The 14,097-nt window shown below is 50.3% G+C and carries 11 protein-coding genes; all 11 read left to right on the plus strand.

Annotated features, from left to right (window positions below):
- The first annotated feature begins 186 nt into the window (after positions 1–186).
- The 11 genes from grpE (at position 187) to HMPREF1628_RS04500 (ending at position 14,017) form a co-directional block, all read left to right on the plus strand.
- Complete coding sequence (grpE, locus tag HMPREF1628_RS04450; protein WP_034508464.1) at positions 187–939, plus strand: nucleotide exchange factor GrpE; 753 nt, start codon at positions 187–189, stop codon at positions 937–939.
- A gap of 80 nt (positions 940–1,019) precedes the next feature.
- On the plus strand, positions 1,020–2,618 hold the full coding sequence (locus HMPREF1628_RS04455; RefSeq protein WP_034508467.1) for an Hsp70 family protein: 1,599 nt from the start codon (positions 1,020–1,022) through the stop codon (positions 2,616–2,618).
- A gap of 18 nt (positions 2,619–2,636) precedes the next feature.
- Complete coding sequence (locus HMPREF1628_RS04460; RefSeq protein ID WP_034508470.1) at positions 2,637–5,363, plus strand: hypothetical protein; 2,727 nt, start codon at positions 2,637–2,639, stop codon at positions 5,361–5,363.
- Positions 5,364–5,728: 365 nt separating this feature from the next.
- A complete protein-coding gene (locus HMPREF1628_RS04465; RefSeq protein ID WP_198030403.1) occupies positions 5,729–6,598 on the plus strand; it encodes a TRAFAC clade GTPase domain-containing protein in 870 nt (289 codons plus the stop codon).
- Between the two features lie 4 nt (positions 6,599–6,602).
- A complete protein-coding gene (locus HMPREF1628_RS08640; protein WP_052038875.1) occupies positions 6,603–8,666 on the plus strand; it encodes a GAP1-N2 domain-containing protein in 2,064 nt (687 codons plus the stop codon).
- Between the two features lie 12 nt (positions 8,667–8,678).
- Positions 8,679–10,310 carry a TRAFAC clade GTPase domain-containing protein gene (locus HMPREF1628_RS04475; protein ID WP_034508474.1) on the plus strand — a complete coding sequence of 544 codons (1,632 nt, stop codon included), beginning with the start codon at positions 8,679–8,681 and terminating at the stop codon, positions 10,308–10,310.
- Positions 10,311–10,358: 48 nt separating this feature from the next.
- A complete protein-coding gene (locus tag HMPREF1628_RS04480; protein ID WP_156956873.1) occupies positions 10,359–10,574 on the plus strand; it encodes a hypothetical protein in 216 nt (71 codons plus the stop codon).
- Between the two features lie 56 nt (positions 10,575–10,630).
- Positions 10,631–11,041 (plus strand): hypothetical protein, encoded by a 411-nt coding sequence (locus HMPREF1628_RS04485; protein WP_232219379.1) that lies wholly within the window; start codon positions 10,631–10,633, stop codon positions 11,039–11,041.
- Between the two features lie 355 nt (positions 11,042–11,396).
- Positions 11,397–11,696 (plus strand): hypothetical protein, encoded by a 300-nt coding sequence (locus tag HMPREF1628_RS04490; RefSeq protein ID WP_034508479.1) that lies wholly within the window; start codon positions 11,397–11,399, stop codon positions 11,694–11,696.
- 42 nt (positions 11,697–11,738) lie between these two features.
- Positions 11,739–13,307 (plus strand): Hsp70 family protein, encoded by a 1,569-nt coding sequence (locus HMPREF1628_RS04495; RefSeq protein ID WP_034508482.1) that lies wholly within the window; start codon positions 11,739–11,741, stop codon positions 13,305–13,307.
- A 14-nt stretch (positions 13,308–13,321) separates the two neighbouring features.
- Positions 13,322–14,017, plus strand: coding sequence for a vWA domain-containing protein (locus tag HMPREF1628_RS04500; protein ID WP_156956875.1), 696 nt, complete (start codon positions 13,322–13,324; stop codon positions 14,015–14,017).
- Positions 14,018–14,097 lie beyond the last annotated feature (80 nt).

A 14,097-nucleotide genomic window follows, 5' to 3' on the forward strand; every position in this document is an offset into this window, starting at 1 on the left:
GTGCGCATCGCCTGGCGTGGGGGGGGGAACCGATCGTTTGTTAATGTTACGTATCCCACCAGATGGACGTGGATACTTCTAATTTTGACTTAAGCCTAAAATATGCGTGAGTGCGAAGTCTTCAAGGACAAGACCCGTAAGTCATTCAGTTTGCAGAATCCGTGGCAATGAAGTTGAGGATTGGCCGTGACATCGGAAACAGATATCGAAAATGAAGTTGGTCAGCATTCTGGCGCGGACTCTGTGGAAGAAGACTCTCAAGAAGTCCCTGAAGAAGACCAGGGTGACACCGGCGTAGGTGACGATTTAACCGAGACTGTTGACGATCGATCGACCGGAGAGGTTATTGATTCTGCCGATGGTGTTCAAACACCAGCTGACGCGCTTGAAAACATCGCTGTAGATGTAGCAGAAGAATCTAGCCCAGATGAGAATGATGCACCAGCGGCTACTCTAGAGGCAAACGTCGCTGAACTTGGCAAACTCTCGGATTCGGTGGCGTCTCTAGCTGAACGCTTAAAAGAGTCGCAGGAGCTCAACAGGATGCTCCACAAGCGCGTAGAAGAACAGGCAGGTGATCTGACAAGAACTCTGCTGAAGCCAGTTTTTGAGCGTCTTGCCACTTTAATCACCGAAGCGGAAGACACTGCCGCAAAGCTTCGTGAGCAAGAAGGTTCCGCGGCTGAGGATTTTGAATATTTTGCTTCCTCAGCTGAAGAAATCTTAGGCCTGTATGACTTGCAACCGATAGAAGCTGAGGTCGGTGGAAGCTTGAAAGCATCCGTTCACCACGTGGTGCGCAGTGTTACGACGAATGAACAGGAGCTAGATCGCACAATACGACGAGTGCATCGGAAGGGCTACATGTATGCAACAAGCGAGCGCCCGTTCCTGCCAACACTCGTTTCAGTCTGGCGGTTCACGCCTACGGCATCATAAGTGTGATGCAGAATTATTAGAAACAACACCCCCAAATACAACCACGGCACAGTTCACAAGTAATAGAAAAAGGAATCCTCATGTCTGAAACCGTATACGGCATCGACCTTGGAACGACCTATTCGGCAATTGCACGGATTAGTGATTTGGGTGCGCCTGAGATTATTCCAAATTTCGAAGGTGACCAAACTACTCCGTCGGTGGTCTACTTTGAAGGTCCTAGTGATGTAATCGTTGGTGCGGAAGCCAAGCGTGTATCAGTTTCTGATCCAGATAATGCCTGCACCTTGATCAAGCGTCACATCGGTACTGAGTTCCCTCAGGAGTTCCAGGGTGAGGTTTATTCCCCGGAAGCAATTTCAGGTCTTATCTTGAAGGAACTGGTTTCCGCAGCAAATCAGGAAACGGGCGGCGAAGTTCAGAAAGTAGTCATTACAGTTCCCGCGTATTTCGGCGTACAAGAACGTGAAGCAACCAAGCAGGCAGGAGAGATCGCTGGTCTTGAGGTGATCGGTATTGTTACAGAACCGGTTGCAGCGGCGCTTTCGATTGGAATGCAGTCTGATCGTGCAGAAACAATCATGGTCTACGACCTGGGCGGAGGAACCTTTGACACCACTGTAATGAAGGTGGATGCAGGAAAGGTCCAAGTAGTTGCTGTCGACGGAAATCGTAAACTTGGTGGCGCTGATTGGGACGAGGCGCTCGTCGAGTTGTGCATCAAGAAGTTTGTTGAAGAGACCGGCTATGACGACGATCCGCATTTCGACGACGATTTCATGATTGATCTTCGACTTGCGGTTGAAGACGCTAAGAAGACACTTACGAAGCGTCAAGAAACTACAGTTCGTCTGGTCCTAGAAGGTACCAAAGCTAACGTTAAAATTACGCGAGAAGAGTTCGAAGCTGAAACTTCACACCTCATTAACCAGACGATTGAAATCTCTGAGCGCACCATGGAGATCGCGCGCAAAAATGATCCAGATATCTCAGTTGACAGAGTGCTGCTGGTAGGAGGATCTGCCCGCATGCCCATGGTCAGGGAAGCATTGAAGAACCGTTTATCTTGGGATGCTGAAGACACGGAATTCGACCTCGCTGTAGCAAAGGGAGCAGCAATTTACGGAAAGGCTGCAGTAGATGAGGTCCTGATGGTAGACGGAGAGGATGATGATCAGGTCCAAGGTACCGAAGCCAAGGCAGAGCCTAAGTATTTCCTAGGTGGAGCTTCTACCCTTCAGGTTTCAAACGTTCTGTCCAGAGGTGTAGGCGTTAAGTTCAGCCGTTCTGTTGAAGACGAAGTCGGATATATTCACTTCTTTGCGCACGCAAATGATGAGATTCCGATGACTCCGGATCCGATCGAAGCTGGAACCCTCGTTGATAACCAGTCTTCCGTGGTGGTTTCGATGTATGAGCAGGGTGGTGAGCGAGAATCTGAACTACCAGACGATAACCGCTTGATGAAGGATGCCGAACTTCCGCTACCTGAGGGACTGCCTAAGGGTTCTCCGATCGACATTACGACGCGCATCTCTGGTGAAGGCCTCGTGACCATGGTTGCTTCAGATCCAAACACTGGAAACCAAGTGGAACTCGAAGCAATGATTACCGTGCTGGACGCTGAGCAAGTTGAAGCCGAAACCGCCAAGGTTAGTGCACTGTCACTACGCTCGTAGAATTCGGAGGACCATCTCGTGGATGGTTTTGATCCAAAAACTTATCGAAAAGAAGTCTTACGGGCAGTACAGAGAGGTGATGAGAAAGATCTCGTAAGGGATGCCTTGGCAGCAATAAAGAAGGACCCGAGTTCAAAGAAGTATCTTGAATTAGATCTGGGATTCCTGTATGGAATTCCGTCGCCCGTAAAAGACGAAGAGCTGGACCATTGGATACCTAAACTCAAGTCGACATTGAATCGGTCCGAAAAGAATATGGAGGCTGCAAAGCTTCTAAATCAGTTGCTTGCGCACCTGAGTAGTCTTGAAGGCCAGAAATTACTCCTTGCCAAAACCTGGAGTGGCTTTGCCGATTCACGTCAAAAGTACTTGCGCGATTCGATAGACCAGACTCTGAACCAACTGGCGACGGAATATCCTTTGGGCGTGGTGGATGAGGACAGCCTACTGAGCAGGCTGCCTGCCATGGGTATCAAAGGTGTTACTCCACTGAGCATCAAACAAAAGGCAGATTCTCACGGTTTGACGGTAACACCTGCTTTAGATCTTTCAAAGAACCAGCTACCGGAGAAGCTAGTTCCGATCTGGAACGCCGTATCCAAGCATCCCGATTACCCAACGATCTTCGATCTGATCCTTATCCATCGAACTGATGACTTGAAGAGTATCGAGCTACTTGACTCTTTTTCTGCGAATGGGAGGCCGATAACTTTACAAGACATTGAAAAGGCGCGACGTAGAAGCGAGCAGGGACGTGATACTGACGCACTGCAGGATGCTCAGAAGTTCCTTGGCGCGGTAAAAGACGCCGCTGCCGATGAAAAAGCTTTGCAATCGACCGTCATCGCGGCGATCGTTGAAACAGTTACAGCCCAACTGCAACGCGGCAATACTCTTGTGGGCGTCCGAGATTCACTTGTCGCAAATGGAATCAAACAGCTGGACGCTTCGCGAATTGTGCACGCTGTAAGTGAGCAAAGATCAGGAGCCTCCGGATCGAAACTTTCGTTAGAAAGTGCGCGAGAAAAGTTTGCTTCCGGCTTTCTCGAAGAAGCGAAACGCATAGTTCTTGCAGTTGGGGAAACCAGCGAGAATAAAGCTGAGTACGCTGCGCTGATCAAACAGATTGATGGCGCTCTTGATCAAAAAGAACAGTACGTAGCTGAATTTCGTGATGCCAAGAGCAAGGGTGACTATGCTACCGCGTCTAAGGCAATAGAAGCAGCACTAGGTCTTGATAGGGGCGATGAAAGCTTAGAAGATCTGCGCGATAGTGTCCCGCCGGTTTCTCCATCGCGGATTCGCGTATGGGGCGAAGATGGAGCCGTAGTGATTACGTGGAATCCTTCTGTAGGTTCCGATGTCACATACACAGTTGTCCGTCAAGACCGGAGAATTCCATCCGACATTTTGGATGGTAAAAAATATGAAATACCGGCCGGACAAAATAGTTTCAGAGACGAGAATCCACCCGCAGGATCCTCATTGGGATACGCAGTTTTTGCTCAGAAACCAAAGTCCGCTCCTTCTGAAGCAGCGGGCGCAACCATTCTGTTTGTTCCACCGCCTCTTGATGTTGAAGTCAGAAATGGATTGACGGATGTTGCCTTCCAATGGGCCTTACCGCAATCAGCTGCCGGGTTGGTTATTGATCTAACAGGTGCGGACGGCTCCTCATTGCAACGAGAGGTTAACGACAAATCTCGTATTGCAATAGATGGATTGACTACTGGTGTTCGCTACGAAGCTCGTCTAAGGGCGAAATACATCGTCAATGGACGTGTCGAGTATTCTCCCCCCGTAGTAAGAACGGTTACGCCACGTGCACAGGCAACACCCGTTGACGATCTCGAAATTGAGGCTTCTCAGACTTCCGATGGCGTGAAGATCCTCCGTGCATATTGGACTGGCCCGAGCGGCTTCGAAGTTCAACTTTGGAAGGTTCCGCCTGAATTTGAAATGCCTTCAGGCAGCGAAACAACTGCGAACCAGTTGGTAGACATTGGTGGACAACGACTTCAGGCGCAAGCTGGTTTGACTTCGACTGACGGTAGCCAGTTTTTCTTAGCACCAGGCGGATTTAACAGAATTGTGGCCCTCACGGTCACAGATTCTGGATTATTGGTTGGAAGTAATGTAATCCAGGGGTGGGTAGATCCTCCGGAAAATGTTCATGCTGAGCGTTATGGCGATGACGTAAAGATATCGTGGAATTGGTCGCGAAATGATGCGAAGGTAGACGTTTCGTGGGTTGTTGACGGTATTCCGAGGACGCGAACGTTTACCCATGCACGATACCGACGTGACGGTGGAGCTAACCTTAAGAACGCTGATCTCATAACTGACGTAGAACTTAGAACAATTGTCTCAATTGAGGGCGAGCAGTGGAGTTCCCCGAAGGTCTCAGTACCGCTCGAAAAGGTAGCACATCCCCCTGTTCTTCAATACGCGGTGCGACTGAAGAAAAGACTATTTGGAAATACGGTCGCTCACGTAAAGATTGAGGGTCAGGGTGAGCTGGAAACATTAGAAGTCGCTGTAGTAGTCAAACGGGGTAGGTACATACCTCTCAGCATTGATGACGGGCGTGTGATTGCGCATGAGACGCTTGAATTTTCGGGAGGTAGCGCCTCCTTCGAAGTTGAACTGCCAAAGGTAGATTCCCCTTACACATTTGCAATTTTCCCGGTAGAGCAATCTGGTATTGACGTGATGCCACGGGATCCCTCAGAGCTGAAAGGATGAAAATGTCGTTTTCGATTTTTGGAAATCAGAAGACCGCATGCCCCTTCTGTTATCAGGATCTGGATCTGAAGAAAGTTGCTTTCCGATGCAATGGGCGAGGTGAACCAGGACGACCTGCCTGCCAGGATGTTACGGATCCACGTCGGCGTGCTGAGTTCGGCGATTCAACCCCGGTTAAGCCATCAATCGTCTCGCGTGATTCGGACGGAAATCCTGTACAGGATCAGTATGGACATAACGTGGATCTTCTGGGTTCATCCTCAATGCAGTGTACGAGTTGCGGTGGTGAGAGCGGAATCCGCATTTGCCCCTCATGTCACAGCATTTTGCCCCGCGGTTTGAACGGTGACTCACCGCTCTTTGGTTTGGTAGGTGTCAGAAACTCAGGCAAAACGGTATTGCTTTCAGTTCTGCATAGGGAGCTCGTGACTACGGTTGCGCGTCGATTTGATGCGTCAATCGATAATCCGGGAGGAATGTCCGGCCTGGCGCGAGATCTTGCTAGATATGAACAGGACATGGCGTCCGGATCTGGCCAATTGCCTCCCCAGACACAGGCAACGGGTGGAGCAAAGAAGGAACCCGCAGTGTATGAGTGGAAGTACATGGTGAAGGGGAAGCCGCGCTCAACGATTTTTTCATTCTATGACTCTGCAGGTGAGGATGTATCCCGTCAGGATGAGGCAATAAAGCAGCTATATTTGGGCCAGACATCTGGCGTGATTCTATTGCTTGACCCGTTTGCTTTCCCGGAAAACAGAGAACGAGCAGTTCAGTCTGGACAAAGCGCGGTAGATAGCGTTGATACACCCGAGAGCACTCTAGATGGAATTACTTACATCCTGCAGACCGCGGGAAAGGTAAAACGCAACAAGAAGATCAAGACTCCTATTGCAGTTGCCATCTCAAAAATTGATGCCTTTTTCGACCAGATTCCACCAAATCATCCTCTCAGGAAACCGGGTTCGGAAGACGGTGTCTTTGATGAAGCGGAGTCGCTGGAAGCCCACGAATACGTGGCATCACTCATTGATAGGTGGGGCGGCGACGGGTTGTTGCGGAAACTGGACTTGGAGTACGAAAACTACAGGCTTTTTGGTGTTTCCGCGTTAGGAGCGGAACCAGATTACAGAACAGGCACCATCAATAAAAGAGGTCTGCTTCCACACCGAGTAGCTGACCCAATTCTGTGGCTGATGGCCGATCGTGGTTTCATCCCCGTCAGGAAAGCGTGACAACATGAGTATTGAGGTCGCAATATATACTGATGTGACAACTGAAGAGTCCGTTGACGGGGTTGATGGGTTCAACTTCCAATCGGTGTCTCCCGGCATCGATGGGACTCGTCGTCGCAGAATCCGGGAGGTAATGCTTCATAGATCGGATCCTCACTGGCCGCAAGATAGGCCGGAAACGGATCAGCCCCAAACAGCTGCATTCAGTCGTAACGATGGCGAGTACACATTCTCACGGGGACTTTCAACGGGCACCACGGCCAATGGGCGCCGTGGCAATCAGCTGACTCAAGCGATCGTAACTGCGGATCGAGCAGACCTCGAACCTTATCGTCCGGCACAGATACTTGGAGCAGAAGAATGGAAGCTCGAAAAAGCGCCCTCAAAGAAGTCTGAGCCTTGGACTACTCCTGTACAAGTTCGTCCAGAGTTCGAAGCTGAGGAGCTTTTGAAGTTGCTCGAAGATCCTTGGGCGTCAAGGATCCTTCCCGAATACTTGACGATGCTTGAACAAGCCGTAGCAGAAAACCCTACGAAGTGCGTTCTAGTTCACGATGATATGGACACCGTGCTGCAATGGATGGCGCTGGGGACCCTACTCATCGGAATAGAAGAAGCGTACGACCTTGAACTCCGAGCCTTTGTGCAGGATCCATTCTTAGATTCTTCCCCCCTAGTGGGCTTACATTCAGAGAACACTCATGCAGAGGTTCACGGCGCAAACGTTGTAGACCTTCTCGGTAAACACCTGTCAGATATTGAAGTATCAGCTTCAGCTAAGAAAGTAGCCGAGTGGACTCAAACGTTGGATAGTTTCGATCTATTTGATGTGGTCTCCGTGGCCAGGCGTTGGATGCCAGTCGTTGGAGTAGAACGTGGTTCGTTCGGAGCAGAAGTCGTAGTAGGTACTCGAGATGCCGAGATGGGTCGAGAAGAGTGGGATCTCGCTGTGAGTCTAATTGAAGGTCTTGCTACTCCCGCTACAGTGGACGATTTGCACACGTACTTTGATGAGTTTGCTGATGCTGTATCAGCGTACCGTCTTGTCGGAGAAGGCGATGCAAGACGTGCCGCAAGTGCAGCTAGGCGTAGTCTTGAAAACGGTCAAGTAGAGATGGCGGAGGCAATCACTTTTCCGGCGGTGGAGTGGATCGCGGGCGATCCTAAAATGATTGCAGCTTGGGCTAGCGAGCTTAGTTCCGTGGATGGTTTGACGTGGCCACAAACTGAGAATCGGGCAAGACTGTCTGAGCAAGTCTTCAACATGATTGAGTTATCGAATGGATTTGAGTTAGACCCGCTATTATCAGTTGCAAAAATGCTCCCAAGAGGTGGCAACGAGGGTGTGCTAACTCTTGCGTTCGACCGTGTCATTAGACAGTTTTTAGATTATCCAGACAAGCTCCACGCGGGAATTGGCAAATGGGTTGCTCCCGATTTAGCGGCCGATAGAATCGGCGCGATCTTCATATCGATTTGTGCGAATCCAGAGGATCCAAGACACGCTACGCTAGGTAATCAAATCTTGCAGGGGAAGTGGCAGTTTCTTCCCGAGGCGTTGGTACGCCTAGGAATTGACAATGCGCAAGTTAACAAGTGTATTGCGGCGGTGGAACTCTCGAGCATTGAACCATCGCGTCGTAGAGAAGCAATTCGGGCACGTGAAGGTAGTCTCGACCCGCGCTTGTGGACAATCGCATTGCAGGGTACAAGTCCCAGTACAGATCCGCAGGTTTGGTCGCAGTGGGCGCTTAGCGCTGGTGTTCGTCGTGATTTTGCGCAGAAGGCTTCTGTATCGATTCAACAACAGTTGCGGGTCGACCCGTCCAGCATGCGCATCAAGGATGTTAAACCGCTACAGGAGTTGATGCATACGCTCGTTGCCGAAGACGGTTCTCTATCGCAATTATCATCGGCCTTTGATGACTACATAGATAAGGTTCCAACTTCTATTAGCCGAATGAGAGATTTTGTAGGTGGAGCCGTCGCAAAAATTGGACGTAGTCAGGATCCTGACGAGGGCGATGATTCAGATAGAAGAGCTGATCGGAAGAAAACGAAGAGGTAAAGGATATTTCCAATGCCATACATTATTGCATTCATAGTTATTGTTGTCTTTTACCTGGCACTGATTTACCTCCTGGCTACACTATCCATCACAGTCGCTCCGTTTCTTGGGTTGATCGCCTTTCTTGGAGGTCTAATCTGGGGCGGTATTCTGCCTATTAAGATCCTTAGGGGTAAGTCCCGCGTCCCAGTGTTATTGGCTTCGCCCCAGGGAATTCGAGGTGGTTACGTTCTGCGTGGGTCTCCTCGAGGCGGCGCAAAGAACTACGGGTGGGATGAGGCTTGGGCGTTATATCTGCCATACCAACTTCGGTTTGACAGGACGGCTGTTTGGAACAATCTGCTTATCGACATCAAATCATTCACAAGGACCGCGTGGAACAAATGGCCACACTTCAAGAACTCAATAAATAGGTTCTTTTCTCGTCTGATCTGGTTCACTCTACTCGGGCTTCCTGTTGCAGCATTTGCTGCTGGCGCATTCATTGCCTCAGCGCCTTGGATCGTGATGGTTACGTTAGTTGGGGCAGTTGCAGCGGTAGTTCAGTTTATCGTTGCAAAGGTTCTCGCAATCCGCGATGCACGGTACATGAAGAAGTTCGGTGCTGTGGTGGTATGCCCTGAATGCTACCGTGAGAATACTGCGCCTGTTTTTCTTTGTCCAGAGCCAAATTGCGGACGAAAGCACCGCGATTTGACTCCGGGACCTCTTGGTATCCATTCCCGCGTTTGCGAATGCACCGCGGTGCTCCCTGTTGGTAGAGAGAAGCGTTTTGAATCCTTGGTGGCGGAGTGTGCTTTCTGCGAACAGACGCTCCCGGACCGCGATCACACCCGCCAGGTATCGGTTCTTTCAATCTTTGGCTCGGTTGGTGCTGGGAAAACACAATTCCTTTACTGCCTGGTTGATTCGCTTCGGAACCGGGCTCAAAATGGTGCAAACCAAGAGCGATTTGTTTCTCTAAACAGCACTGCTGACGATATGGTGGCTAAGTCAGATGCGGCTGCCTTACAAGGAACTGGGCCGGCAAAGACTCCGCATCAAGAAAGTCCGTCAGGCGCTTCATTTCTTTTGGAGAATGAGTCGTCCCAAGTTGAGCTCCAACTGATGGACGCTGCAGGAGAGAACTTTGTTACGGCGGAAAACTCTGTGGGATTAAGGTATATAGATTCTTCTAACTACCTCATTTTTGTCCTTGACCCGCTAGCTCTTGAGTCTGTTAAGAGCGAGCTAGAGGTTAGCAAGAACGTATCTAAAGACATTATTGCTCAAGGTTCTGGAAATGACGCCTACGGTAGCGTGATCGATCGACTTCGTAGCGACGGTCTAACCCTGTCGGATCGTCGCCTGGCAATAGTTCTGTCCAAAGCGGATTTAGTAGACAAAGTGATGCTAGCCGATCCGATCCCAACGGAATCGGACGATATTAGGTTGTGGCTGGAGCGCAATGGCGGCGACAGGATGATTCGACGCATTGAGTACGATCATTTGGGTGCCACGAAGTTTTTTGCCGTGGACTCTAGATTCACAACCGACGTGGACAGCAGTAGACATCCGCTTAGAGTGCTCGAGTGGCTACTTGAAGGCACTACTGCACAGCAGCTAATTACAGCGACTGAAACAGCTCATCAAACGTCTCAGTAGAGACTGACTCAGGCTAACTTCGAGGAATTTAAGACGATGGAGGAGAAAATGAAGGCTCCGGTAAAACATGAGCGCATGACTGGGGACGTCCCTGCAAGATACTGGACCATTCGAGTCATTGCTACGGTACTGCAGTTGCTTTTGGTCGCAGTCGTAGCTGTTGCCGTGATCATTCAACTGTGGAATCTGCGGGCATATGGTGATGGCGCGCCTTTGCAATTAGGTCCTATCCTGACTAGTTCATCATTGATCCTCGTGATGTAGTTATGAACGCAAAGACCTTTGCCAAGCATTTTTAGATGGCTTCCTGGCGCATATTTGTGATTCTTGCGATCCTACGAATTCCATGGTTGCTTTCGCTATTAATAGCGGTGGTGCTGGGGGCAATAGGAGCGTATGCGGTTGGAGCTGTCTTTAGTGTAGAGATATTCGCTGCACCTATTATTCGCGCCGTAATGAAAAAACCTCTCTACAAATCAGCAGATGTTTCAAAGAGTCCATCAAGCCTGGCAATGAAGCAAAGGCTGATTGGTTTGCTTCGCCGTCCCACGGGTCGGGTGATTCCAACAATACCCGCCAACAGCGCCAATCAAACACGCAGACGGGCAACGAATCACGTCGGTATGGTAATCCCGACCGTGACAGCTCTTCAGAGTCAGGCGGCTATCGAAGCTCAGACAATGGCAGGCGAAGGCAAAATTATTCGAAAAATAGGGGCGACTACAGGCTAGGAACCTTAACTGGTTACGAACCAAACGAACTACGTAAAGTTCAAGCGCCAATCAGCTTCAATGCGTATGGCGTTGCGGGTCTGGGGTTACACGACTCTGAGTTCTCTTCTCAGAATGTTTACTCCGGGCAGATGGGTGAAGTGAACTTTTACAAAGCTCTGTGCATTGAAAATCTGATAGATAGTTTTACAAGCTTTTGGTCCGTTGGAATGCCTATGGCGGACGGTAGCGGTATTCGCGACACTGCATTCGAATCCGACGTTGATTGCGTGATTGTTCAAGGCTCGTCGATGTATTTGATTGACTTGAAATCTATGTCGCCGGGGATTTCACGTGGCATAGCCCTGATGGAACGATGCTTCACGCTCGCGATAATAAGACGGGTCAAGATCTAGGTAAGGCCCGCAAGATGTCAAGAAATATGGCTATGGCTGATGCCCGATTTAAAACTACGTTCCCCAATCTGGATATCGAGTCTTACGTTGTCCTTCTTCCCACAAATCAGGGAGTTGCAAATATTGCCCCGGGAACGGTTTGGCCCGGTAATGTACCGCTAATAACGGTTAACGAGATGATTGGGCGGCTTTCTGGCAATCACCCAGAATTTGCTGATCCTGCCGTTCTTGGAATATTGGAATCACTCCTAAAAGATTGACCAATGGAACTAATCCATAGCTACTGAATCGCTAAGGAACAAATGAAGAAGAGTATTGGAATAGATTTAGGCACAACTTATTGCTGTGTCATGCATTATGAGGCGGACGGTTCTGAGGAACTAGTGCCGACTGATATGGGAGCTCCCTTAACCCCGTCGATCGTGCATATTTCTAGTGATGGGGAAGTCACCGTGGGCGAAGATGCTCGCGATTTATTGCTGGAAGATGCCGACAATGTGATCGTTGGTATCAAACGAGAAATGGGGCGTGAGTATTCCCTCGAGTACGGTGGGCAACTCCTTACACCCGAGGGAATCTCTGCTCTCATTCTCAATCAACTCGGAAATGACGCGGCACGGGTGCTGAATGTGCCATATGAAGAGCTCTCATGTGTCATTACGATTCCCGCCTATTTTGGGGTTGCAGAGCGGGAAGCAACAGCTGCAGCAGCTCGTATCGCAAACCTGCACTGGGAAGAACTGCTTCCTGAACCAGTGGCGGCTGCGTATGCGTATGGCCTGGCTGAGCAACCGAATCTGACGTCGCTGGTATTTGATCTGGGCGGAGGAACCTTCGATGTTGCTGTTGTCGGAATGGTCAGGGGGCATTACCGCGTTTGGGCGGTTGACGGTGAAGCGCGGCTTGGTGGACTTGATTGGGATGCGCGGATAGAGGATTTGTTGTGGGAGGAAGTTGAACAGCTACCGGATGGGGAAGACCTGCTGTTTGACGAGGATGTTATCGGCGCTGTTCACGATGCTTCCGAACGGGTTAAAAGAAAACTCTCAGGTGTTGACAAGGTTACTGAGAGAATTCGAATAGCTGGTCAGACCATTACACTACGGATTTCACGCGATCGCTTTGAGGAAGTAACCTACGACCTGCTGTTGCGTTCCCTGCAGGCTACGCGAAGGGTAATGGAAACTGCGAATGCAGCGGGAGCACCTCCAGTTGATCAAATCCTGCTCATCGGGGGATCGACGAGGATGCCCATGATCAGGGAGGCGCTGACCCGTGAGTTTGGATTGCCAGTTAGACTCACGGATCCCGATAAGGCGGTCGCTAGAGGCGCGGCAATCATGTCGGAGCAATTGCTTGCGGCGAAAGAACGACGAACGGTGAAGCTCGGTGAAACCACGGTCTTGGCATCCTCTGCGAACCGTGTCGTATCCGTACTTCCACGTTCCATTGGCGTGCGTTTGTATTCCAGTCAGGGACCGTACACTGACGAACCGTACATTCAGCATTTCCTCCCCGCGAACACACCTTTACCTATTGCGCGACATCGACATTCTGTCTCGACGATAGTTGATAATCAAGAGAGCGTTCGCATTGAGCTGTTTGAGCAAGGCGGCAACGTTCCGTCTCCCAGAGTGGAAGATAATCGCCCGCTGATTGAGGGTGAGATTTCTGGTATTCCACCCTCACTGGCGGGAAGTGAAGTTCAGCTTATTGTCAGTGTGTCGGTGGACGGTCTTGTCTCGCTAGAAGCATCTACTGCACGAGGTCGCGCTACGCTGCACGTAGAGGCTTTTGTCCACGGAGTCTTGGACGAGCAAGAGGTAGAGAAACAGAAACGCGTTACAAGCCTATTGTTGAGAGGAAAATAGTCGTGCCAGGCTGGATGAAGAAAACCTACGACGCAGTTGGCGTGACTGAATGGCCGCCCGGACCTGAACTTGACCGTCTGGTGAAAAAATTCGCGCAGGGTGGCGCCGTTTATCTACTCATTGATGTTAGCGGATCCATGGGAGAGCGAAACTTGGAGTCTGCCCGTCAAGGAGGAATCAAGTTTATTCACGAGGCGGTCGGTGGCGGATATGAGGTGGGTGTCATTCTTTGGCACCACAAGGTCGAAGGTTCAGTGGAACTTAGCAAAGATCCCACGCGTGCAATCCAGCTTTTGAAATCGGCAGAAGCCGGCGGGGGCACCAGGATCACTCCTGCGATAGAACTTGCGCGCGATGGACTGCTGGAATGGCTAGGTCACTATAGTGGTGGAGATGCGGTGATTGCCGTCTTTGGTGATGGAGACCTAGGTGTCCCCAGGTCTACTGCAACGAGCCTTGCTCGGCAGCTTCATGCTGAAGGGATTCGCGTCTTAACCCTTGGACTGGGCGAAGAGAGCGCTGGCGAACTTTCCGCAATATCTACAGCACCGTTCGAAGATGATGCGGAAGAAGTTCGGACGAACAACTCGACGCAGGGTGTCTCTCACACTGCACCAAAATCGACCAAGAATGTGACTTCTAGTGAGTCATTAGAAAACGATCTAGCGTCTATGGCTAGGGGAATAGTTTTTCGCTCGAAACGTCACTAATTCGATTTCGTGGCAAAGAATGGCGTTTCATCGGTCATGCTCCGGCCCGAATAGAGATTCAGCCCGCCTCGAACGAGTTC

Source organism: Actinomyces sp. S4-C9 (genome assembly GCF_000758775.1).
In the GTDB taxonomy this organism is placed as follows: Bacteria; Actinomycetota; Actinomycetes; order Actinomycetales; family Actinomycetaceae; genus Gleimia; species Gleimia europaea.